Raw genomic sequence first — 23,846 nt, forward strand, 5'->3', positions numbered from 1 at the left:
GAAGTATGAAGAAAATAAAGCGAATCTTTATTCTCCTTTCCGTTCTTCTCTTCTCCGCTTTTCTTCTGTCCTGTTCTAAAAAAGAAGAGGAAAGTACTTCGGTATCTGCCGAAGAAGCATCAGGACTGGAAGGGGTCATTACCAATTATTTCCAGCAGATTGAAGCGCAGGATGATGAGCAGTTGGAAGAAAGCATCAACAGTGCCTATAAGGCCAAGGAAGAATTATTTTACAATGCTCTGTCCAATTATAAAAATACAAAAAAGGATTTAGGAGAATTTCAAGAAATTGAAAAAGTAGATGTAAAAAAAGAGGGTGATACCTATGTGGTTGACCTTCATGCCAAATATGCCAAGCGTGAATTGATTTTTCATGCCGCTTTACATGATGACTATTCCGGGTTTAGCGAACTGAGCTTCAATCCCGTCTACAGTCTTTCCGAAAAGCTTTTCGCCGCTTTCCAGAATATGATTGTCGGTATGGGAACCGTATTTGCGGTTTTAGTCTTCATTGCTTGGATTATCAGTTTATTTGCGCATTTACACAGATGGGAAGTCCGACAGGCGGAAAAAAGAAGGAAAGAGATGGAAAGAGCAGTTCGGTAGCGCCTTCTCCTGTTGCGATTAGCCCGGAGAAGCCGGCAGTTCCTGTTTTGGAAAAAGAAGAGGGGATTTCCGAAGAGCTTCTGTCCGTCATTCTGATGGCGGCGGTAAAGGCATACGAAGAGGATTTTGCAAAGAAGAATCCCTACAGTGATGCCCGTACCCTGGAAAATGGTTTGTTTGTGCGCTCGATTAAAAGAAGGAAGTAGAGGTTAAAAATGAAAGAATATACAATTACTGTAAATGGTGTGGCATATGATGTGACGGTGGATGAAAAGGGTAATGGAGGCGCTTCCGTAGCTCCTGCTGTGGCTCCTGTAGCGAAAGCCGCTGCACCCGCTGCAACCCCCGCGCCGGCACAGAAGACATCTCAAGCGGGAAATATTTCCGTTACGGCTCCCATGCCCGGGAAAATTCTCTCTATTAAAGTTAAAGAAGGGGACAGTGTTCACAGCGGAGATGTGCTTCTGGTACTGGAAGCCATGAAGATGGAAAATGACATCGTTGCACCGAAGGACGGTACCGTAGTCAGCATCAATACCAAAGTTGGAGACAGCGTGGAGTCCGCTCAAGTACTTATTGGCCTGCAGGGTTAAGCAGTTAGGAGGATATGAGATGAATATAGTAGAGACCTTTTTAAATCTACTAGAACAAACCGCATTCTTCAGCTTAAGCTACGGGAACTACTTGATGATTTGCGTTGCCTTGATTTTTTTATACTTAGGGATTGCAAAAGGCTTCGAGCCGCTTCTTATGGTTCCCATTGCTTTCGGAATGCTTTTAGTAAATATCTATCCGGACATTATGCTCAGTCCGGAAAAATCAATAAACGGTACAGGGGGGTTGCTTTGGTATTTCTTCCGTTTGGATGAGTGGACGATTTTTCCTTCTCTGATTTTCCTCGGTGTAGGGGCACAGACGGATTTCTCCCCTCTTATTGCAAACCCGATCAGCTTTCTTCTCGGAGCGGCTGCACAGTTCGGAATTTATGCGGCATACTTCTTTGCCATTTTTATGGGCTTTAACGGCGCCGCTGCCGCTGCAATCTCCATTATCGGAGGTGCGGACGGCCCGACTTCCATTTTCCTCTGCAATAAGCTCGGTCAAACGGCCTTACTTGGTCCGATTGCCGTTGCGGCATATAGCTATATGTCTTTGGTGCCGATTATTCAGCCGCCTATTATGCGTGCTTTAACAACCAAAGAAGAAAGAATGTGCAGGATGGAACAGCTTCGCCCGGTTTCCAAGCTGGAAAGGATTCTCTTCCCTATCGTTGTAACCGTTGTGGTTTGTCTTTTACTGCCGACTACGGCTCCTCTTGTGGGAATGCTGATGCTCGGAAACCTTTTTAAGGAGTCCGGAGTAGTGAGACAGTTAACCGAAACGGCAGCGAATGCTATGATGTATATCGTAGTTATCTTACTGGGAACCTCTGTTGGAGCCACCACTTCTGCGGAAGCTTTCCTGAATTTGGATACCTTGAAAATTGTACTTCTCGGTCTGATTGCCTTTGCTTTCGGTACAGCCGCCGGTGTTTTACTTGGAAAAGTGATGTATTACTTGTCCGGAAAGAAGATCAATCCGTTAATCGGTTCTGCCGGGGTTTCCGCCGTGCCGATGGCAGCCAGAGTTTCACAGAAGGTGGGAGCGGAGTCCGACCCGACCAATTTCCTGCTTATGCATGCCATGGGACCAAATGTAGCGGGAGTAATCGGAACCGCCGTTGCGGCAGGCATGTTTATGGCTGTTTTTGGGGTAAAATAAGAAAGGGGAATTTATGGCTAAAGTTAAAATCACGGAAACGGTGCTCAGAGATGCGCATCAGTCCTTAATTGCCACCAGAATGCCCAGTGAGCTGATGGAGCCGATACTGGATCAGATGGATGAAGTAGGATATCACGCTGTAGAGTGCTGGGGAGGAGCAACCTTTGACGCTTGCCTCCGTTTCTTAAAGGAAGATCCATGGGAACGTCTCAGAATGTTTAAGAGACACTTTAAAAATACAAAGCTGCAGATGCTTTTCAGAGGACAGAATATCTTAGGCTACAACCACTATGCAGATGATGTGGTCGAGTATTTCGTAGAGAAATCTATTGCAAACGGCATTGATATTATTCGTATCTTTGACTGTTTAAATGATATTCGGAATTTGGAAACGGCGGTAAAGGCTTGTAATAAAGAGGGTGGACATGCGCAGATTGCCCTTTGCTATACTTTGGGGGATGCCTATACCTTGGAGTATTGGGAGAATCTTGCTCGAGAGGTGGAAAACCTCGGCGCCGATTCTCTTTGCATTAAAGATATGGCGGGCTTACTTCTTCCGAAGCAGGCCACAGAATTGGTGGAGGCCTTAAAGAAGGGAACCAAGCTGCCGATTGAAATGCATACACACTATACCACCGGAATGGCTTCCATGACCTATTTAAAGGCAATTGAGGCAGGTGCCGATATCATTGATACGGCATCAACTCCCTTCGCGATGGGAACCTCTCAGCCGTCCACGGACGTCATGGTTGCCGCTTTACAGGGAACGGAATATGATACCGGATTGGATCTCGATAAGCTGATTGCGATTTCCAATTATTTTCAGCCGTACAGAGAGGAGTGCATTAAGTCGGGGCTTCTTTCCACAAAGGTTCTCGGCGTAGATGTCAAGGCTCTGAAGTACCAGGTACCGGGCGGTATGCTCTCGAACCTCATTTCTCAGCTTCATCAGGCCGGAAAGGATGATAAGTTGCAGGAAGTGCTGGAAGAAGTACCAAGAGTGAGAAAGGACTTCGGAGAACCTCCTCTTGTTACGCCATCCTCCCAGATTGTGGGAACCCAGGCGGTAATGAATGTCATTGCCGGAGAGCGCTACAAAATGGTTCCGAAGGAGTCTTACAAGCTTGTAGCCGGAGAATTCGGAAAAACGGTAAAGCCGATGAATCCGGAAGTGGTAGAGAAGATTCTAAAGGGAGAGAAGCAGATGACGGATCGTCCTGCAGATCATATTGCACCGCAGCTTAAGAAGTTTGAAGAAGAGGCTAAGGAGTGGACAAGACAGCCGGAAGATGTTCTGTCCTATGCACTTTTCCCGCAGGTAGCCAAAGACTTCTTCGAATATAGAAATGCACAAAGTACAGGCGTGGCTTTAAGTGCCGCGGACAAAGCAAATAAGGCTTATCCGGTATAATAGGGCAAAGCAGTAAAAGGCGAACAGCTTTTTACTGCTTTGTTTTCATAGCGAGATATCGTGCGCAAAGCGTACGATATCTCGTTTAAATCTTTACTTTTATCTGAATTCTTCCAATATGCATTGACTGAAGGTGGCAAAAAAATTAAACTGATTCAGAATTATGTCGATAAATAAGATAAGGTATTTTTTATATAGTTTTCGTTCATTCATGGATTAGGAGAGTTTATGCACAGGAAGCATTTCGGAGCAGTATTTTTAAGCGTCTTTTGTCTTATGACGCAGTTTACTGCTGTAGCTGCGGAAAGAGCGGCTTTAATAAAGGGAAGCATTGTTAATATAAGGTCGGAAGCAAATGTAAACAGTAAAAAAGTTGCAAATCTTTTTTCCAATACCAATGTAACGGTAGGGGATTCGGTAAAAAACAGCAATGGAGAATCGTGGTATCCCGTTACATTTTCTTCCGGAAAGGGCTATGTTCGTTCCGACTTTATTAAATTTCCGGTACAGTATCAGCGAAATGAACAGTTTGAAAATGATTTAAACCAACAGGGGTTTCCGGAAAGTTACAAGGAGGGGCTTAGGAGCCTCCATGCTGAATTTCCAAATTGGCGTTTTCAAGGCTTTAAAACCAATCTGAATTGGAATGATGTATTAGACGGGGAAATGGAAGGTACCGGCAGTCTGGTCGACAAAAATGCCATTTCTTCCTGGAAATCTACGGATGCCGGAAAATATGACTGGAATTCAGGAACATGGCCGGGCTTTGACGGGCCGACTTGGGTTGGTGCATCCAGAGCGTTGACGGCTTATTACATGGATCCTCGAAACTTTTTTGATGAGTCGTATATTTTCCAATTTTTACTCCACAACTATAATCCCGAGGAGCAGACCAAAGAGGGACTGAACTCCATTCTGAAAGGGAGCTTTATGGACGGCGGGGCAAGTACGCAAGCAATACAGAGTACAACGCAGGGGTCCGAAGTAAGCTCGGATGCCGTGATTACCGATACTGCATCATCCGGTGAAAATGCTATTGTATCCGCAGGAGGACCGGGAGAGTTTCTTTCGGGAAATGAGAGTACCACTGCCGAAGCTTCCGAGACAAGTTCCGGAAACGTTTCGGGGATTGACTACAGTGCTATAATCATGAAGGCTGCCGAAGCTTCAAAACAAAACCCCTATGTTCTTGCTGCTATGATTTTGCAGGAGCAGGGAAAGGGAAGCAGCGGTTCCATTTCCGGAGCGAGCGGTTTATATAATTATTTTAATGTAGGCGCCTATGCAGCAAACGGAATGGGAGCTGTAGAAAGAGGAATCTGGTATGCCGGACAAAGCGGTTCCTACGGTAGACCTTGGAACAGTCCGGAGAAGTCCATCCTGGGCGGCGCACAGTTTTTTTCGGAAAATTATATGAATGCCGGACAAAATACTTTATATTTAAAGAAGTGGAATGTGCAGGGAAGTAATCTGTATAAGCACCAGTATATGACCAATGTACAGGGAGCTGCGGAAGAAGGGGCGAAACTTTCCAAAGCTTATTCATCCGAGATGAAGCAAAAGGCGCTCACTTTTTCCATTCCCATTTATGAGAATATGCCGAATGAGAAGGCTGCCATTCCGACCGGAACGGGTAGCCCGAATAATCGTCTGTCTTCTCTTAGCGTGTCGGGATATACTTTAAGTCCGGCTTTTTCCGGAGATAAGCAGGCTTATACGGTAACTTTGGCAAACGGAACAAAATCTCTTACCGTGAATGCTTCGGCAATTGACGGAAAAGCACAGATCAGTGGTGCAGGTTATCAGAGTTTGGACGGAAAAGACAGCATAAACGTTTCCGTAAGAGCGGAAAACGGGTCGGAAAGAGTTTATACGATAAAGATAAACTATGGAAATGTGTCTTCTTCGGGAGGCGGCGGAAGTGAAAGCGGTGTAGAGATAGTTGAAGTCGGAAAGGGACCTTTAAACTAAAAGGGAGATATTAGTATGATGATTAAAGTAAAGTACATAGTATTCAGTCTACTTTTCGGGATGCTGTTTTCTTTTACCGTTTTAGCGGCGGACGGGCAGCTCAGCTTCTCCGATCCGACAGCCAATGTTGGGGATACCATCAGCTTGAATATGAAGGTACGCAGTGATACGCCTCTTTCCAGAGCGGATATCACACTTCGTTATGACAGTAATGTCTTGCAGTTTATTTCCGGTACGGATACGGATGGCGGTGCAGGTACGATTCGTGTTCACGGGTCCGGTACGCAGGGAGAAAACAATGCCTTAGTCTATACAATTCAGTTTAAAGCCTTAACTGCAGGTGTTTCCTCCGTAAGCGTGGAAAAGCAGGAGGTTTATTCTCAAGACGAATCACTGCTGAATTTGACCCATGTCGGCTCATCCAAGGTAAGTGTAAACGGTGCTTCTTCCACGGAAAGCAGTGCTGAGGAAAGTACGGCTTCTTCCGAAGAAAGTACGGAAGCGGACAAAGAAACGGTGAATGAAGGGGTTAAGCTTACTGCAAAAGATAAGAGCATTACCATTATGAATCCCGGTTCGGACGTCCAGATTCCCGCAGGTTTTTTGGAGAGCACCATTGATGTAGACGGGCATCAGGTGAAGGGATGGGTATGGAAGGCGGAATCCGAGCATCAATACATTATTCTTTATGGAATGAATGATGCCGGAGACTTGAGTTTCTATCGCTATGATTTAAAAGAAAAGACCATTCAACGGTATTTTCAGGATCCTTTGGAAGCTGAGCAGAAGAAGAATGCGGAGAATTATCCGGGACTTTTAGGAAAATATGATACCTTGGTCGGTAAATATAATATTCAATTCATTCTTTCCAGTGTGTTTGGCTTTACTACTTTGTTATTTATTGTTTTGTCTGCTTTCCTATGGCAAGAAAGAAATCGACTGAAAAGAATTATCAGTTTCCAAAAGGAAGGAATCCACGGGAGAGAGCTTCGCCCCAATGTAGAGGATATTTCCATGGAAGAGCTTTCCTTTGATGAAAATAAGGAAGAAGATGAATTGGATCATACCAAAATGGTTTCCGTTGTACATAAGGCGATTCCGGAAAATGATTTGGAGGATGAGGACCTCGGTGCAACCAGAAGCATTTCCATTAAAGAGGAAGATTTGAAAAGAAGGAATGAAAAGAAAGTTAAGCATGAAGATAAGCCGGAAGATGCAGATGATCCGGAATTGGAAATAGAAGACCTGTAGAAGATTGAGAGAGAGGCTGAGGCCTTTCTCTTTTTTCTAAGCAGTCTGCGGATAGGCGAAAGTACCTGTTGTATAATAAATTTAATGGGAATAGGGTTTTCCCCTCTTGTTCACATAATATTCAAATATAACACGTATGATTGTTGCGTTATGTTGTATAATGATTTGTATGGAATAAAGGGGATGTTTTTCCCTATAGAAAAGAATCGAAAGGTTCATAAAGAGTATAAAGGATTAGGGTGAAAAGATGAATCAGTTTACTATACAGGCACAAAGAGCACTTCAGCTGGCTATAGAGGTTGCTGAAGAATGCCGTCATCAATATATCGGTACGGAGCATATTTTACTGGGGCTTGTACGGGAAGGCACAGCGGTAGCCGGAAAGGTGTTGAAAGCCAATGCCATTTCGGAAGATAAAATCATGGAAATGATTGCAAAGTTTATCAGTACGGACGGTAAGCTTTCCGTTGCGGATCCCAGCGGTTATACGCCTTCCGCAAAACGGGTTTTGGAACAGGCTATGCAGGAATCCAGAGATAGCGGTTCTCGACTTGTGGGAACGGAGCATCTTCTTTTGGCAATATTGAAAGACGGGAACTGCGTAGCATCCAGAATTATTTCCACCCTGGGTGCCTCAACGCAGAAGATTTATTCGCAGCTGAACACCGCAATGGGGAGAGATCAGTTTGTTGAGGATAAGGGCGAAAAGGATAGAAGCGGAAGAGTTTCTCAGACACCGACATTGGATCAGTTCTCCAGAGATTTGACGGCTCTGGCAAGAGAGAGAAAGCTGGATCCTGTAGTGGGAAGAGAACGGGAAATTATGCGTATGATTCAGATTCTTTCCAGACGTACCAAGAATAACCCCTGTCTTGTCGGGGAGCCGGGAGTAGGAAAAACGGCTGTGGTAGAAGGTTTGGCCAATCGTATCGTAGCGAAGGATGTACCGGAGATTATCGAGAAAAAGCGTCTCCTTACCTTGGATCTTTCTGCAATGGTGGCCGGTTCCAAGTATAGAGGAGAATTTGAAGAGAGGATTAAGAGAGTAATCAGCGAGGCCAGAAACGACGGAGAGGTTCTTCTCTTTATCGATGAAATTCATACGATTATCGGCGCAGGCGGAGCGGAGGGGGCTCTGGATGCGGCGAACATTTTAAAGCCTGCACTTGCACGCGGAGAATTACAGATTATCGGTGCGACCACTCTTGAGGAGTATCGGAAGCATATTGAGAAGGACGCAGCATTGGAAAGGCGATTCCAACCGATAACGATTGATGAGCCGTCCGAAGAGGAAAGTATTGCGATTTTAAGAGGAATCAAAGAGAAGTACGAAGAGCATCATAAGGTAAGTATAGATGATGCGGCGATTTTAGCGGCTGTAAAGCTGAGTTCCCGCTACATTAATGATCGTTACCTTCCGGATAAGGCCATAGATTTGATTGATGAGGCTTCTTCGAAGCTTCGTATTACCCATAGCGGTGAGCCGAAAGGAATCAAGCGTTTGAGAGAACAGCTTATGGAGCTGGAAATAGAGAAGGAGGACTGCATTCGGAAGGAAGATTTCGAAGCGGCTTCTTTAATCAAGAAAAAACAGGAACAAAAGAAAAAAAGGCTGGATAAAGAACTGGAAGAATGGAAGAAGGAGCGGGAAGAGAACAAGCTCCATGTCACCGAAACGGATATCGCGAACATTGTATCGGATTGGACCAGAATTCCTGCTAAGAAGTTAAGCGAATCGGAAAGCGAGAAGCTGAAGAATCTTGAAAATCTTCTGCATACTCGTGTGATTGGACAAAATGAGGCGGTGCATGCTGTTGCACAAGCCATTAAGAGAGGAAGAGTGGGGCTGAAGGATCCGAAACGTCCCATCGGCTCTTTTATGTTCTTAGGACCTACAGGCGTAGGAAAAACAGAACTTTCCAAAGCCTTGGCTGAGACGGTATTCGGTTCTGAGCAGAATTTGATTCGTGTAGATATGTCCGAGTACATGGAGAAATACAGTGTTTCCAAGATGATTGGATCTCCTCCCGGTTATGTTGGTTACGATGAAGGTGGACAGCTTTCCGAAAAGGTTAGAAGAAATCCTTATTCCGTGATTCTGTTTGATGAGATTGAAAAAGCGCATCCGGATGTTTTGAATATTCTTCTTCAAGTCTTGGATGACGGGCATATTACGGATTCTCAGGGACGAAAGGTTTCATTTAAAAATACCATTATTATCATGACCTCCAATGTAGGAGCAGAACAGATTATCAGTCCGAAAAAACTGGGCTTTGATTCTCCTGCTGATCAGGGAGACAAGGATTATAAGTACATGAAAACGAAGGTTCTGGAAGAGTTGAAGCATCTCTTTAAGCCGGAGTTCCTGAATCGTGTAGATGAAATTATTGTTTTCCGCCCGATCAGTAAGGAGGATATGTCTCAGATTTTGGAGATTTTATTAAAGAACCTTTATGCACGGGCGAAGGGAGAAATGAATCTGGGCATCAGCCTGGACAAGAAGGCGAAGTCCTTCCTAATAGAAAAGGGTTATGATCCGAAATTCGGGGCACGTCCGTTAAAGAGAACCATTCAGACCGAAGTGGAAGATCTTTTATCGGAGGCGATTTTGGACGGGAACGTTATTCCTGGAGAGAAGGTCAATCTTCGTGTGGATAAAAGTGGAGAAGCTTTGCGTACCAGTGTTCGAAAAGAAAAGGTTTAAAAATGGCAAAAAGTCTGAGTCGTTTTTTTTGTAAAGAGTGCGGATATGAAACCATTAAATGGTTAGGACAGTGCCCCTCCTGTAAACGATGGAATACTATGGTAGAGGCTCCGAAAGAGCTTCCGGAAAAGAATAGGGCATTTTCCAGAAACACCACCGGTGCAAGGGCAGAGGTGAAGCAACTGAAGGACATTGTTCTTCTTGAAGAAGACAGGCTCACGACCGGCTATGCTGAGTTGGATAGAGTTTTGGGGGGCGGGATTGTAACCGGCTCCCTTCTTCTCTTGGGAGGAGATCCCGGAATCGGGAAGTCGACTATTTTTCTTTCCATCTGTTTGAATCTTGGAAAACAGGGGAAAAAGGTGCTTTATGTATCCGGAGAGGAGTCCTTAAAGCAAATTAAGCTTCGGGCAGAAAGAATGCAAAAAGCGGAGGGAGAAATCTATTTCCTGTCTGAAACCAATTTAAAACACATTGCAGAAAGTGTGGAGGATTTGGAACCGGATTTTTTGGTTGTCGATTCGATTCAGACGATGTTTTTGGAAGAGGTATCCGCATCCCCCGGTTCGGTAAGTCAGGTTCGGGATTGTACAGCGGCATTGCTTAGGATTGCAAAGGAAAAAGGAATTGCAATCGGGATTATCGGACATGTAACGAAAGACGGCAATGTTGCCGGTCCCAAAATTCTGGAGCATATGGTAGATGCGGTACTGTATTTTGAAGGAGAAAAGAATACCCAATTGCGGATTCTTTACGGTCAAAAAAACAGATTCGGTTCTACGAATGAGATAGCCGTATTTACCATGGAAGCAAGCGGATTGGAGGAAGTAAGGAACCCTTCCGAGTTTCTTTTGTCGGGAAGAGCGGTTTCCTCTGCCGGTTCCGTGGTTTCTTCCGCAGTGGAGGGAACAAGACCTCTCCTTATGGAAATACAGGGCTTACTGGTACCTACCGCCTTCGGTATCCCGAGAAGAACCGCAAACGGGATGGACTATAATCGTCTCACTATGCTTTTAGCCGTTGTAGAGAGAAATTTGGGAATAGAATGTTCCCGGTTCGATGCCTATATCAATATTACAGGAGGAATGCGGATTTCCGAGCCTGCGGTTGACCTGGCCGTTATACTGGCTCTTTTATCCAGCTATCGTAATATTCCGATTGCCGAAGATATTATGGTTTTCGGCGAAGTTGGCCTTTCCGGTGAGGTTCGTGCGGTAAGTCAAAGCAGACAGAGAGTGGAAGAAGCAAAACGACTGGGATTTAAACGAATCGTCTTGCCATCCTATCATTTACAAAAAGACAATTATAATGTGCAGGGAGTGCAACTGATTCCGGTAAAAAACATTCGTGAAGCGTTGACAATCTTTAAAAGCTAGAGTAGAATAACACCGTTGTTTTGCACCGAAGGGGATTAGTTCAAGGGTAGAGCAACGGTCTCCAAAACCGCCGATGGGGGTTCGAATCCCTCATCCCCTGTTACCAAGAAACCCTAGGAAGATAGCCAAGAACGGCTTGAATCCTAGGGTTTTTGCTGTTTTATGAGCCGGAAACAAGATAATGGAAATCCGTCACCGGACAAGGACTTTCCAAAAGTCATTACTGATGTTAAAATGAAGGAAATTTTTTTGGGAGGAAAGTCATGAAAATAGATTTGAAAGAAGATGGCAAACGGCTAATAGGGGTTATTGCAGGCGGTCTTCTTATGGCTTTGAATTTGAAAACCTTTGTCTCTGCAGGCGGGCTTCTTCCCGGTGGGGCAAATGGCCTTACCGTTTTAGTTCAAAGGATAGCCCTAAGCTATTTTAATATTTCCATTCCCTTTTCTCTTGTCAATATCACAATCAATTTAATTCCTATCTATATAGGCTTTCGTTATGTGGGGAAAAAGTTTACTTTTTTCTCTTTAATTATGCTTTTGGTTACCGGTTTCTTTACGGACTATTTGCAGCTTGGACCGATTACTTCCGATAAGCTCTTGATTTCCATATTTGGCGGAATCATGAATGCTGTAGCAATTACTCTTTGTCTTTGGGTGGATGCCACTTCGGGAGGAACGGATTTTATTGCCATTTATCTTTCGGAACGGAAAGGAGTGGATACCTGGAATCTGATTTTTAATTTTAACGCTACAATTTTATTGGTTAACGGCTACCTTTTCGGTTGGGATAAAGCCTTGTATTCCATTATTTTTCAGTATGTATCTACACAAACCTTATCCGCTTTATACAGAAACTATCAGAAGTTAACCTTTTTTATTATTACGGATTATCCCCATGAAATAGCAGCGGGCATCCATGAGGTTTGCCATCATGGAGCCTCTATTTTGAAGGCGGAAGGGGCTTATGCGCATCAAGAAAAGAGTATGGTATACTCCGTAATTTCTTCTATGGATGCCAGAAAAGTAAAGATGAAAATAAAAGAAATAGATCCCAAGGCCTTTATCAATACCGTTCATTCCAAGGATATAATGGGGCGTTTCTATATGAAACCGAAGGACTAGAATGGTGGTTTTTCGGGTTTCTTGCGTTAACTTGATATGACATTACATTACAGATAGGTCGTTTCCTTGTAAAAAGACGGAAAATGCACTGATAGGCATTTTTGTTCAGCATAAATAAGAGGAGGATTATGGGAAAGTATCAGAATATACTTTTGGATTTAGACGGAACGATTTTGGACTCCGGTCCCGGAATCAAGAAGTCTGTGCAGTATGCCTTGGATCATTTTTCTCTGTACCATCAACCGGAGGAAAAGTTGAGACGTTTTATAGGGCCGGCTCTAACGGATTCCTTTATGAGGGTATACGGTTTCAGTACGGAACAGGCTGAGGAGGCTCTTTCCTATTATCGTGAGTTTTATCCGACCAATGGAATATTCGATGCTTCTCTTTATCCCGGAATGGAAGAGTGCATAAAAACTCTGGCAGAACATGGGAAGAAGGTGATTTTACTTACAGCAAAACCGATTTTTTTTGCCGCACAAATCACCAAACATTTCCGGATTTCCGATTATTTTTTCTGGAAATCGGAACGGAGCTGACGGAGCGGGATTCCAGTAAAGCGCATCTTATAGAGAAGGCTTTACGTGACGGGAATCTAAAAAAGGAAGAATGTCTTATGGTTGGAGACACAAAATATGATATTGATGCTGCAAAAGAGGTGGGAATAGATTCGGTTGCCGCGTTGTATGGCTATGGTTCTCCGGAAGAAATTGCAAGTGCAAATTATAGCATTCAAAAACCCTTGGATTTGCTTTCTCTTGTTTAAGAGGAAGGCAAAGTAAAGAGTTTTCAAGATGTTGTAAGATAAGGTTTCACAAAAGAAAGGGGTTCTTATTATGAAAAAAAGGATGGCATTGGTACTACTTTCTACTGCGGTTATGCTCGGTATGGCCGCATGCGGTGGGAAAAAGCCCGAGAAAGAAACAACACAGGCCGTTACAACGGAGATGACAACGGAAAAGGCTGAAGCAACGACGGAAAAGGCGGAAGAGAGTACGGAAGAGGCAAAGACGGAGATGGAGTCGGCATTGAAGGTCATCAGCCTTAAGGGACCGACCAGTATCGGTCTTGTACATCTTATGGAGAAAGCGGAAAAGGATAATTTGCCCTATAGCTTCCAGATGGAGGCAAGTCCGGATGCGCTTCTTCCCGAATTTGTTTCCGGAAAGGCGGATATTGCGACGGTTCCCGCAAACATGGCGGCTGTTTTATATCAGAAACTTAATAAAGATTTATATGTTTTAAATATCAATACCTTGGGCGTTCTTTATGGTGTAAGCGGAAACGCGGAAGTGAAAGCATTTTCCGACTTGGAGGGAAAGACCTATTTCAGTACCGGGCAGGGGGCCAGTCCCGAATATCTGATGAATACTTTGTTAAAGAAAAATTCCATTCATGCAAATGCCGAATTTTACACGGATGTGACGGAAATTGCGGCAAAATTAAAGGAAAATCCGGAAGCTGTTGCTATTTTGCCGGAGCCCTTTGCGACTGCCACACTGTTACAGAATTCCGCTTTAGAGAGAAAGTTCTCCTTGACGGAAGAGTGGAATAAGATTTTCCCCGGAACAGAGCTTCCGACTGCGGTAACGATTGTTAAGAAGTCCTTCTATGAAGAAAATAAAGATCAGGTAGAGGCTTTCTTAAAGGAAGAGCAGGAAAGCATTGAAGCAGTAGAGAAGGATATGGATACGACAGCGGCTTTGATGGTGAAGTACGGCATTTTAGAGAAGGAAGAGCTTGCCAAGAAGGCGATTCCGAATTGCAATGTCCATTTTATTGACGGAGAGAATATGAAGAAAGACTTGGAGCAGTATTTTACCGCACTCTTTGCGGAAGATCCGAAGTCTGTCGGCGGTGCTTTACCGGAGGCGGATTTCTATTTTATGCATTAATCCGTTTATGAAAAAGAGGCTACAGAAACTAATTATTTTATGTTTTTGGCTGCTGATTTGGGAATTGTTTACGAGACTGGTAAACAATTCCTTTATTTTAGTGGGACCTCTCGAAACAGTAAGGCATATTGTCATTCTCATGGGAAGAGCGTCTTTTACGGGGATTTTGTATTTCAGTTCCGTCCGAATTCTTTCCGCTTATTTTTTGGCGTTTCTTTTAGCCTTGGTTTTCGCATTCATTGCCTATCGTTACCCTTTTTTCGAGAGTCTGATTCAAGCCCCTCTGTTTCTGCTGAGAAGCCTTCCCGTGGCGAGCTTTGTTATTATTTTATTGTTCTTTCTGGGGAGAGGGAGCTTGTCTTTTTTTATCAGCTTCTGGATGTCCTTTCCCGTGTTCTACTTTAATTTTCTGGAAGGATTAAAAAACCTGGATCGGGATATTCTGGAAATGGCAAAGCTCTTTCGATTTTCTCTATGGAATTGCTTTCGCTATATATTTATTCCGGGAATCTATCCGCAGATTCTGAGCAGTGCAAAGCTTGCAATGGGGCTTTCATGGAAGAGCGGTATCGCGGCGGAGCTAATCGGACAGGTACGGCAAAGTATTGGCTATCAATTAATGGATGCAAAAGTCAGCTTGGAAATGGGAGATGTCTTTGCTTGGAGCATTATCATGATTGCTCTTTCCAAGTTTTTTGAATGGCTCGTTCTGTTTCTTCTCAAAAAAATCTTTTCGAAAGGCAGTGTGTAATGGTACTGAGTATAGAAAAGGGTACAAAGGCATATGGAAATCAAGTTCTGTTTCAGGATTTTTCATGTGAACTCGATTTTTTGAAGCATCCGATTTATCGTATTACCGGGGAGTCCGGAAAGGGGAAAACCAGCTTGCTGCGCATTCTCTCTTCCCTGGAGACTTTGGACAGCGGTACATTTTCTATTGTGATGGGAGAAGCTGCAAGGGGAGGAAACAGGCTGCGTGCCTCCTGGATGTTTCAGGAGAACCGGCTTTTGGAAAATCTTTCGGCAGTGGAAAATCTTTCTTTTATTCCCTCAGGCTATACTATATCTGAAATAGCATATTTTTTTGAAAATTTACTTTCCGGTGAAAATAAAGAGAAAAGAGTTTCCGAGTTTTCAGGAGGAATGAAAAGACGACTTGCTTTTTTGAGGGCTATGATAGCCGACTTTGAGATTTTGTTTTTGGATGAACCCTTTACGGGAATAGATGAGGAAAATCGGCTTAAAATGGAGCATTTTTTTCTGGAACATATTGGGAAAAGACCCATGATTTTTGCCAGTCATGAAGATCCTCTACTTTGGAAAAATTATGGCAGAATCGAACTGTAGCATAATCAGTATAGTGTTATATTTGGGGAAAAGAGCGTTGCTCACTTTCTTTATTCCGGAAAGGTTATATCTGCCATAATCAGAAAATTCTTGACATAGAAAAAGGGCTATGGGATAATCAGACATATTTTTTAGGAGGAGCAAGCAAATGAATGCAATGGTTACACTTACAGTCATTATTATTCTCGTGGGCATTATTGTCTTAGACAGTAGTGATTGTTTGCGTAACGCCTCATTTGAAAGATAAAGACAGTTAGAGAGCCTTTAGCCTTACAGCGTTACGCTGTAAGGCTTTTTCAATGAGAAAGGGAGTTGGGGAATGAAATTAAAAGGAGCAAGAATCTTAATTGAAGAACTCATTCGGCAGGGAGTGGATACCGTTTTCGGCTATCCGGGCGGTGCGGTTTTAAATATTTATGATGAACTGTATCAATGCAGAGACCGTATTCACCATGTTTTGACGGCGCATGAACAGGGGGCTGCCCATGCAGCTGACGGATATGCGAGAGCAAGCGGAAAAGTCGGGGTAGTGATAGCAACGTCAGGACCCGGTGCTACAAACCTCGTTACCGGCATTGCCAACGCCTATCTGGATTCCGTACCCTTGGTTGCCATTACCGGGAATGTTGCTACGGAAGCTTTAGGAAGAGACAGTTTTCAGGAAGTGGATATTGTATCCATTACCCAGCCTGTTGTGAAGCATAACTTTATGGTCAAGGATGTTTCTGAACTGGAACAGACCATTAAAGAGGCGTTCCTGATTGCCAATTCGGGAAGGAAGGGACCGGTCCTCATTGATATTCCGAAGGATGTACAGGTTAATGAGTGTGAGTACGGAGTTGCGGTACTTCCCAAGATGCCGGAGAAGGCGGAACTGCCCTACGATGAAGAAGGGGTTATAAAGCTTCTGAATAGTGCCAAGAAACCCTTTATTTATGCCGGGGGAGGCATTATTGCCTGTGGAGGAGAAGACTGTCTCCGTGCCTTTGCAGAGAAGTTAAATGCACCGGTAGCTGTCAGTATGATGGGACGCACTGCATTTCCGGACTCTCATCCTTTAAGTCTTGGTTTAGTGGGAATGCACGGCAGCTACCAGGCAGCCAAGGTACAATCGGAATGTGACCTAATGCTTGCAGTCGGTGTTCGTTTTTCCGATAGAGCTACAGGAAATCTGTCCGCTTATACGAAAAATTGTAAAATCATTCATGTGGATATTGACAAAGCAGAGCTTGGAAAGAATCTTCCTCCTGATTTTTCGGTACAGGCGGATGTAAAAAAATGGATGAAATCGGTCCTTCCGAAACTGAAGGAGAGAAAGAATACGGAGTGGTGGAAGGAAATTGAAAGCTATAAGAAAGTCACCAGTCTCGAAAAAGATGCTTTTCACCCAAAGAATATTCTGGAAACGGTTCGTCGCTTCACAAAGGATGAAACAGTTGTAGCAACGGATGTGGGACAGCATCAGATGTGGACAGCACAGTATTATCGCTTTGAAAAGCCCGGAACTTTTCTGACTTCCGGCGGGCTAGGAACGATGGGATACGGCCTGGGTGCCGCAATCGGTGCCTGCCTTGCCAAGAAGAAAGAGGAAACAGTGCTGATTACTTCGGACGGTTCCTTCTCCATGAACTGCAATGAACTTTGTACGACAGTAAAGGAGGGACTTCCGATTACCATAGTACTTTTAAATAACCAGGTACTCGGTATGGTTCGGCAGTGGCAAACCGCTTTTTTCGGAGAACGATATTCCGCTACAATCCTTGACAGAGGGACAGACTTTGTAAAGCTTATTGAAGCTTACGGCGGAAAAGGATTTTCCATTCATAAGCTTTCCGAACTGGAGAAAGCTTTAGAGGAAAGAAAGAATATTGCCGGGCCGGTCCTTCTTGACTGCCATATTGATAAAGACGAGAAAGTTTTACCGATGATTCCACCCGGAAAGTCAGTGGCGGAAATTATCTTATAAGGAGAAAGCATGAAGAAATTTACCATTGACCTCTTTGTCAACAATCGTTTCGGCGTATTGAATCGTATCACCGGTTTGTATTGTAAGAGAGGCTATAATATTGAGTCGATTCAGGCAGGACCGACTGAAATTCCGAATTGCACCAAGATTGAAATTGTTTCCACCGGAGACGAGTATATGCGGATGCAGGTTATTTCTCAGCTGGAAAAGCTTTACGACGTGAGAAAGGTAGAGCTGAAGTCTGTAACGGATTTGGAATAAGTCTATAAACCGGCTGTTTTCAGATGCATAATCACATAGCGTGTGAAGTTGTAATTGCTCTGAGATTGGACATGATTTAATGAGCTAAGCCCATGGGCTTTGCAATAGAGTGGGAGCGGATTGCTCCTTAGGGACCAAGGAAGTGAAAAAGGAAAAATTTCTTTATGACGAGGGCGTGCTCTAAGTCAGGAAAGCTTTCGTTTATCACTTTCGTAAGAATAAGAAAAGGAGAAAAAAATGGCTGTAATGTACTATGAAAAGGATTGTGATCAGAGTCTTTTAAGAGGGAAGAAGGTAGCGGTAATCGGATATGGATCTCAGGGCCATGCCCATGCTTTGAATTTACGTGATAGCGGCGTGGATGTGGTAATCGGCCTATATGACGGTTCAAAATCCGCTGCGAAAGCAAAAGAAGATGGTTTTACCGTATTAAACACCGCTGAAGCAACAAAGCAGGCGGACATCATCATGATTTTAGTAAATGATGAGAAGCAGGCTAAGCTCTATAAGGAAGAAATTGCCGGAAACTTATCTAAAGGAAAGACCTTGGCTTTTGCGCACGGCTTTAACATCCACTACCATGCTATCGTTCCTCCAACAGATGTGAATGTCATCATGGTTGCTCCGAAGGGACCCGGACACACCGTTCGTTCTCAGTATGTGGATGGAAAGGGAGTGCCTTGTCTTGTAGCTTGTGAGCAGGATCCGTCCGGTAATTCCATGGACATTGCCAAGGCTTATGCTGCAGCAATTGGCGGAGCAAGAGGCGGTATTTTGGAGACAACCTTCAGAGAGGAGACGGAGACCGATCTTTTCGGTGAGCAGGCTGTGCTTTGCGGCGGTGTTTGTGCTCTTATGGAGGCGGGATTCAATACTCTCGTAGAAGCCGGTTATAAGCCCGAAAATGCCTATTTTGAATGTGTGCATGAGATGAAGCTGATCGTAGATTTAATCTTCAATGCCGGCTTTGAAGGTATGCGTTATTCTATTTCCGATACGGCAGAGTACGGCGATTATACCGCAGGCCCGAAGATCATCGGGGAAGAAGTGAAAAATGCGATGAAGAAGATTCTTTCCGATATCCAGGACGGAAGTTTTGCGAAGGATTGGATTCTGGAGAACCAGGCAGGCAGACCTCATTTCCTTGCTATGAGAGAAGCAAAGCTGAACAACCTTGTTTCCGAGACAGGAAGAGACCTTCGCAATAAGATGGGATGGAAGCAGGTTCAGGATTTGGATCAGGCAAGATAAGCAGGAAGAAGGGAAAAATGGAACTAACGCTGGACAGAGTTTACCAGGCAGCTCATGTGTTAAAGCCGGTAATCAATAGAACGGATCTTGTTCATGCGACAAGAATTGAGGCAGATTGTGACTTGTATTTAAAGACGGAAAATCTGCAAAATACCGGTTCTTTTAAAATTCGAGGTGCGTATTTTAAAATATCCACACTCTCGGAGGAGGATAAGAAAAAGGGTGTTGTAGCCTGTTCGGCAGGAAATCATGCCCAGGGAGTAGCACTTGCCGCGACAAAAGCCGGAACAAAGTCGACCATTTTCCTTCCTGCCATTGCGCCTATTTCCAAGGTGGAAGCAACCAGAAATTACGGGGCGGAAGTGCGCATGATTGACGGAGTTTATGATGATGCCTATAACGCTGCGGTAGAATACCAGAAGGAAAGCGGTGCAGTTTTTATTCATCCTTTTAATGATATCGATGTCATGGCAGGACAAGGTACGATCGGAATGGAGATTATGGAACAGCTGGAGGATGCGGACGCGGTAGTGGTTCCGGTCGGTGGCGGCGGACTCATTTCCGGCGTTTCCTTTGTGGTTAAGAAATTAAACCCGAAGTGTAAGGTTTACGGTGTGCAGGCGCAAGGAGCCGCATCTATGGTGCAGGCTGTAGCGGATAAGAAGCTGGAAAGTCTGGAAGAGGTGCATACCTTTGCGGACGGTATTGCCGTGAAATCTCCCGGAAACTTAAGCTACGAGATGGTAAGAGAGTACGTAGATGAACTGGTTACCGTCAGTGACGACGAAATTGCCGCAGCGATTTTGACACTTATGGAGAAGCAGAAGATTGTTTCGGAGGGAGCCGGTGCAGTTTCCGTTGCGGCGGTTCTCTTCAACAAGCTTCCGCTTAAAGGGAAAAAGGTGGTTTGTATCATTTCCGGCGGCAATATTGATGTAAATATTCTTTCCCGCGTTATCAGTCGAGGACTTTTAAAGACCGGCAGGAAAGCATCTCTGACGCTTTCTCTTTTGGATAAACCGGGGCAATTGGAAGAAGTTTCCCGTATTATTGCGGAACTTGGTGCCAATGTGACGAAGGTCGATCATAATATGAATGTGGAGGATTCGGACATCAACGGATGTTATCTGACTTTACGGATAGAAACACGGAATTTTGCCCATATTGAGGAAATTAAAAAACGTTTTAGAGAAGAAGGGTTCTCCCTGGTATAGAGGAGGTAAGATGACAGGTGCGAATGCGATTGTAAAATGTTTGGAGCTCGAGAAGGTGGGCTATGTTTTCGGGTATCCCGGTGTAGCGATTTGTCCCTTTTTCGATAGCTTGGAAAGCAGTGAAATCAACAGTGTTTTAGTTCGCTCTGAACAAAATGCGGCACATGAAGCAAGTGGATATGCCAGAATCAGCGGTAAACCCGGTGTCTGCGCCGTAACGTCGGGACCGGGAGCAACCAATGTGATTACCGGGATTGCTACGGCCTTTGCGGACAGCATTCCGCTTGTTGTCATTACCGGTCAGGTGGAAAGCAGACTTTTGGGTTCCGATGTCTTTCAGGAAGCGGATATATGCGGCGCTTGCGAATCTTTTGTAAAGTATAGTTACACCTTAAGAAATGCGGAAGAAATTCCGAGAGTCTTTAAAGAGGCTTTTCATATTGCCATGACCGGTCGAAAAGGTCCGGTTTTAATCGATATTCCTATCGATGTGCAGAAGGCGAGCCTTCGGAAGTTTCAGTATCCCGATGAGCTGAAAATGAGAACCTATAAACCGACTGTACAGGGGAATCCTGTACAAATCAAAAGAATGTTTCAGCGCCTTCAAAATGTGAAAAGGCCGATTCTTTGTGTCGGTGGAGGGGTTCTGTTAGCAAATGTTGCAAAAAAGGTAAGGGACTTTTCGCATAGATTCAATATTCCGGTAGTAAGTACCATGATGGGACTCGGCACCATGCAGGACCTTGATCCGTTATATTTCGGCATGGTGGGCAATAACGGAAGATCCTATGGCAATAAGGCTATGAATAAGGCGGAGCTCATTATTATGATGGGGGCAAGAGTTGCAGACCGATCAATCAGCCAACCTGATTTGATCACAGAAAATAAGACTTTGATTCATATTGATGTGGATCCTGCCGAGATTGGAAAGAATGCCGGTCCGGAAATTCCGCTTGTCGGAGATTTATCCAGCGTTCTGGATAGTCTTCTTGCAGTGAAAGAAGAACTATCTTATACGGAATGGATAGAAGAATTAAACGGCTTTAAAGAAGAGGCGGAGCTTCTAGTAGAAAAAAAGAAAAAGAAGAGTTGCATTCCGCTCTAGTCAATCCGCATTATTTTCTAAGAGAATTGAATTTGGCACTGAAGGACAATGCAATCTATGTGGCAGATGTAGGGCAGAACCAGCTTTGGTCCTGCAAGCATTATAAAATGAAAGAAGGGCGATTTTTAACTTCCGGCGGAATGGGAACGATGGGCTATTCTCTTCCGGCTGCCATCGGAGCCTATTTTGCGGTACAAGAAAAATGCAATACCGGAAAGGAAGAGGCCGGAAGAGAGATTGTGGCAGTAATGGGAGACGGAGCCTTTCAGATGAGCTTGATGGAGCTTGCGACTATGCGACAATATGGAGCCCGTGTTAAATTGATTGTCTTTCATAATGGTGTGCTTGGTTTGGTTAGACAGTATCAGCGTACAGCGTATAAAGACCATTTTTCCATGATCGACCTTACGGGAAATCCGGATTTATCTCTACTTTCCGGTGCATATGGACTTTCTTATACTTCCATTTCGAACAATTCAGCTGTTCCCGAACGGATTCGGGAATTCTTGGGAAAAGAAGAAAATGGAATTCTGGAAGTCTTTGTGGATGCGAATGAGGTGGCCTAATGAAAAGAATTTACTCTGTTTTGGTAGAAAACCGTTCAGGTGTTCTGGCTAAGGTTGCCGGATTATTTTGGAGACGATGCTTTAATATTGATTCTTTAACCGTAGGTGAAACGGAAGATAGTGCGGTTTCCAATATGGTTATCGTTTCCAGCGGGGAAGAGAGAACTCTGGAACAGGTTGAGAAACAGCTGAATAAAAAGCTGGATATTATTAAGGTGAGAACCTTTACGGAAAATCAGGGGCTTTGCAGGGAACTGCTTATGGTAAAGCTGCGTTATAAGCGGGATAATCGAAAGGATATCATGGAGAACTGCCAAATTATGGGAGCAAAGATTTCGGATCTCAGCAAAAGCCAGATGATAATCGAAATGTGTGATACACCGGAGCGAATCAATATGTTTTTGGATACCTTGAAAACGGTCAGTATTTTAGAATGTGCAAGAACCGGTACTTTGGCAATGCTGAAGATTGCGGAAGGGGAGAATAAGTAATTAACAATAGAAAAGCTTGTTTTTCAAGAGTAATTTTGGCATAATATACCAAGAATTATTGTCTTTACCAGATAAGGAGAGGAATATGAAAGTTGTTTCTACAAGCAATGCACCGGCTGCTATCGGACCTTATTCTCAGGGATTTGTGGTAGGAAATCTACTTATTACCTCCGGGCAAATTCCGGTAAATCCTGAGAACGGAGAAATCCCCGGTGATATTACATCACAGGCAGAGCAGAGCTGTAAGAATGTGAAGGCGATTTTGGAAGCGGGTGGAAGTGACATTACAAAGGTTGTGAAGACCACTTGCTTTTTAGCGGATATGGCTGATTTTGCTACCTTTAACGGTGTTTATGAGAAGTATTTTACTTCCAAGCCGGCTCGTTCCTGCGTAGCGGTAAAGACTCTCCCAAAGAACGTACTTTGTGAGATAGAGGCGATTGCAGAAATATAAATGAAGTTCTATACCTATAATTATTTATTAAGCAGAATTGAGGTAACTAACTGGGTACAAATTGTACTGATTGTTTTAGCTACCTCTGTCTTGCTGTTCGGAGTTTTTAAATATTATAAAGAAAAGAAACAAAGCAAATACAGAGAGCTTGCTCTGATTGCTTTGTTTTTGGTGCTTATTTTAGTCGGAATCAGGATTAACGAGGCACAGGAACATAAGGCTGTGGATGACGGATATGGAACAGCGCTTAGACTGATAGAAGAGTTATCGGAAACCTTGGCTATTCCGAAAGAGGAGATTGTCATTAATACACAGGCTGCCCGGGACGGTGCAATCATCCGAGTTCCGGAGAATCGTTTCTTCAGAGTTATTTATACGGATGGGAAGATTCTTTTGGAGAATATGGAAATTTATAATCCCCAAATTGAAATAATAGATGCGGAGTCAACATCATGATTTTATCTTATGTGAATATTGCTATTAAGCTGGCCTTAGGTCTGATTAGTTTAATTATCGTAATCAATATTACTGGAAAAGGAAATTTGGCGCCTTCATCTGCTATTGATGCGGTACAGAATTATGTTTTAGGTGGGATTATAGGTGGTGTAATTTACAATAGCAGTATTGGAATATTACAGTACCTTATTATTTTATTAATCTGGATCTGTTTGGTATTAAGCATGAGATGGTTAAAGACAAACAGTTCTTTCTTTAAGGTAGCGATTGACGGAAAACCGGTAGTTCTGATTTCCAGAGGGAAATTGGATACGGAAGCCTGCAGAACAGCAGGACTTACCGCACATGAAGTTATGTTTAAATTAAGAAGTAATGGAATTTATAGCATTAAAACGGTGAAACAGGCAGTGCTCGAACAAAATGGGCAGTTGATTATTGTTCAGTCCGAGGAAGAGAATCCGCGTTTTCCGCTTATTACTGATGGAACCATTCAATTACAAGCGTTGGACAGCATCGATAAGACGGAAGATTGGCTCATGGAAAAGCTGAAGGAACAGGATGTGGAGAACATTTCGGATGTTTTTCTTGCTGAATATGAAAATGGCAATTTGAATTTGGTGAAATACTAGGCAGGAGG

25 protein-coding genes and 1 tRNA gene are annotated in these 23,846 nt (G+C 43.8%); all 26 read left to right on the forward strand.

What is annotated here, in order from left to right; translation table 11 throughout:
* Positions 1–5: 5 nt before the first annotated feature.
* Positions 6–605 (forward strand): OadG family protein, encoded by a 600-nt coding sequence (locus tag HMPREF9124_RS06105; RefSeq protein WP_009428560.1) that lies wholly within the window; start codon positions 6–8, stop codon positions 603–605.
* Positions 548–811 carry a hypothetical protein gene (locus HMPREF9124_RS12300; RefSeq protein ID WP_242821563.1) on the forward strand — a complete coding sequence of 88 codons (264 nt, stop codon included), beginning with the start codon at positions 548–550 and terminating at the stop codon, positions 809–811. Before HMPREF9124_RS06105 ends, HMPREF9124_RS12300 begins: the two co-directional genes overlap by 58 nt.
* A gap of 9 nt (positions 812–820) precedes the next feature.
* Entirely contained in the window at positions 821–1,198 is a 378-nt protein-coding gene (locus HMPREF9124_RS06110; protein WP_009428139.1) for a biotin/lipoyl-containing protein, read from the forward strand.
* 19 nt (positions 1,199–1,217) lie between these two features.
* Complete coding sequence (locus tag HMPREF9124_RS06115; protein WP_009428501.1) at positions 1,218–2,366, forward strand: sodium ion-translocating decarboxylase subunit beta; 1,149 nt, start codon at positions 1,218–1,220, stop codon at positions 2,364–2,366.
* A 13-nt stretch (positions 2,367–2,379) separates the two neighbouring features.
* On the forward strand, positions 2,380–3,777 hold the full coding sequence (locus tag HMPREF9124_RS06120) for an oxaloacetate decarboxylase subunit alpha (protein WP_009429238.1): 1,398 nt from the start codon (positions 2,380–2,382) through the stop codon (positions 3,775–3,777).
* Positions 3,778–4,005: 228 nt separating this feature from the next.
* Positions 4,006–5,748 carry an SH3 domain-containing protein gene (locus tag HMPREF9124_RS06125; RefSeq protein ID WP_009429701.1) on the forward strand — a complete coding sequence of 581 codons (1,743 nt, stop codon included), beginning with the start codon at positions 4,006–4,008 and terminating at the stop codon, positions 5,746–5,748.
* A gap of 15 nt (positions 5,749–5,763) precedes the next feature.
* Complete coding sequence (locus HMPREF9124_RS06130) at positions 5,764–6,999, forward strand: cohesin domain-containing protein (protein WP_009427672.1); 1,236 nt, start codon at positions 5,764–5,766, stop codon at positions 6,997–6,999.
* Between the two features lie 247 nt (positions 7,000–7,246).
* Positions 7,247–9,703 (forward strand): ATP-dependent Clp protease ATP-binding subunit, encoded by a 2,457-nt coding sequence (locus HMPREF9124_RS06135; protein WP_009428315.1) that lies wholly within the window; start codon positions 7,247–7,249, stop codon positions 9,701–9,703.
* Positions 9,704–9,705: 2 nt separating this feature from the next.
* Entirely contained in the window at positions 9,706–11,079 is a 1,374-nt protein-coding gene (gene radA, locus HMPREF9124_RS06140; protein ID WP_009429116.1) for a DNA repair protein RadA, read from the forward strand.
* A 29-nt stretch (positions 11,080–11,108) separates the two neighbouring features.
* Positions 11,109–11,179, forward strand: a tRNA-Trp gene (locus HMPREF9124_RS06145).
* A gap of 163 nt (positions 11,180–11,342) precedes the next feature.
* Positions 11,343–12,203, forward strand: a complete 861-nt coding sequence (locus HMPREF9124_RS06150) for a YitT family protein (RefSeq protein ID WP_009429815.1) — start codon at positions 11,343–11,345, stop codon at positions 12,201–12,203.
* A gap of 128 nt (positions 12,204–12,331) precedes the next feature.
* Positions 12,332–12,742 (forward strand): HAD hydrolase-like protein, encoded by a 411-nt coding sequence (locus tag HMPREF9124_RS06155; protein ID WP_009429108.1) that lies wholly within the window; start codon positions 12,332–12,334, stop codon positions 12,740–12,742.
* 29 nt (positions 12,743–12,771) lie between these two features.
* Positions 12,772–12,969 carry an HAD family hydrolase gene (locus tag HMPREF9124_RS12305; protein WP_255348635.1) on the forward strand — a complete coding sequence of 66 codons (198 nt, stop codon included), beginning with the start codon at positions 12,772–12,774 and terminating at the stop codon, positions 12,967–12,969.
* A 70-nt stretch (positions 12,970–13,039) separates the two neighbouring features.
* Positions 13,040–14,098: an ABC transporter substrate-binding protein gene (locus tag HMPREF9124_RS06160; RefSeq protein ID WP_009427707.1), complete on the forward strand. Its 1,059-nt coding sequence runs from the start codon at positions 13,040–13,042 to the stop codon at positions 14,096–14,098.
* Positions 14,099–14,162: 64 nt separating this feature from the next.
* The gene (locus HMPREF9124_RS06165; protein WP_242821564.1) at positions 14,163–14,849 is read left to right on the forward strand and encodes an ABC transporter permease; all 687 of its coding nucleotides are present in this window, start codon (positions 14,163–14,165) and stop codon (positions 14,847–14,849) included.
* The gene (locus tag HMPREF9124_RS06170; protein WP_009429337.1) at positions 14,849–15,445 is read left to right on the forward strand and encodes an ABC transporter ATP-binding protein; all 597 of its coding nucleotides are present in this window, start codon (positions 14,849–14,851) and stop codon (positions 15,443–15,445) included. The genes HMPREF9124_RS06165 and HMPREF9124_RS06170 overlap by 1 nt, the downstream gene beginning before the upstream one ends.
* A 319-nt stretch (positions 15,446–15,764) precedes the next feature.
* Positions 15,765–17,411 (forward strand): biosynthetic-type acetolactate synthase large subunit, encoded by a 1,647-nt coding sequence (gene ilvB, locus HMPREF9124_RS06175; protein ID WP_009429945.1) that lies wholly within the window; start codon positions 15,765–15,767, stop codon positions 17,409–17,411.
* A 9-nt stretch (positions 17,412–17,420) separates the two neighbouring features.
* Positions 17,421–17,672 carry an acetolactate synthase small subunit gene (gene ilvN / locus HMPREF9124_RS06180; RefSeq protein ID WP_009428749.1) on the forward strand — a complete coding sequence of 84 codons (252 nt, stop codon included), beginning with the start codon at positions 17,421–17,423 and terminating at the stop codon, positions 17,670–17,672.
* A gap of 237 nt (positions 17,673–17,909) precedes the next feature.
* On the forward strand, positions 17,910–18,923 hold the full coding sequence (gene ilvC / locus HMPREF9124_RS06185; RefSeq protein WP_009428197.1) for a ketol-acid reductoisomerase: 1,014 nt from the start codon (positions 17,910–17,912) through the stop codon (positions 18,921–18,923).
* 17 nt (positions 18,924–18,940) lie between these two features.
* A complete protein-coding gene (ilvA, locus tag HMPREF9124_RS06190; protein ID WP_009429659.1) occupies positions 18,941–20,137 on the forward strand; it encodes a threonine ammonia-lyase in 1,197 nt (398 codons plus the stop codon).
* Between the two features lie 10 nt (positions 20,138–20,147).
* The gene (locus HMPREF9124_RS06195) at positions 20,148–21,242 is read left to right on the forward strand and encodes a thiamine pyrophosphate-binding protein (RefSeq protein ID WP_009429330.1); all 1,095 of its coding nucleotides are present in this window, start codon (positions 20,148–20,150) and stop codon (positions 21,240–21,242) included.
* Between the two features lie 32 nt (positions 21,243–21,274).
* Positions 21,275–21,808 carry a thiamine pyrophosphate-dependent enzyme gene (locus HMPREF9124_RS12940; RefSeq protein WP_330367699.1) on the forward strand — a complete coding sequence of 178 codons (534 nt, stop codon included), beginning with the start codon at positions 21,275–21,277 and terminating at the stop codon, positions 21,806–21,808.
* Positions 21,808–22,299, forward strand: a complete 492-nt coding sequence (gene ilvN, locus HMPREF9124_RS06200; protein WP_009428242.1) for an acetolactate synthase small subunit — start codon at positions 21,808–21,810, stop codon at positions 22,297–22,299. The genes HMPREF9124_RS12940 and ilvN (HMPREF9124_RS06200) overlap by 1 nt, the downstream gene beginning before the upstream one ends.
* Positions 22,300–22,384: 85 nt before the next feature.
* Positions 22,385–22,753: a RidA family protein gene (locus HMPREF9124_RS06205; RefSeq protein WP_009429138.1), complete on the forward strand. Its 369-nt coding sequence runs from the start codon at positions 22,385–22,387 to the stop codon at positions 22,751–22,753.
* Complete coding sequence (locus HMPREF9124_RS06210; protein WP_009429937.1) at positions 22,754–23,209, forward strand: DUF3290 family protein; 456 nt, start codon at positions 22,754–22,756, stop codon at positions 23,207–23,209.
* Positions 23,206–23,838, forward strand: a complete 633-nt coding sequence (locus tag HMPREF9124_RS06215; RefSeq protein WP_009428248.1) for a DUF421 domain-containing protein — start codon at positions 23,206–23,208, stop codon at positions 23,836–23,838. Before HMPREF9124_RS06210 ends, HMPREF9124_RS06215 begins: the two co-directional genes overlap by 4 nt.
* Positions 23,839–23,846 lie beyond the last annotated feature (8 nt).

Origin of the sequence: Oribacterium sp. oral taxon 108 str. F0425, from assembly GCF_000214455.1 — a bacterium.
GTDB classification, from domain to species: Bacteria; Bacillota; Clostridia; order Lachnospirales; family Lachnospiraceae; genus Oribacterium; species Oribacterium asaccharolyticum.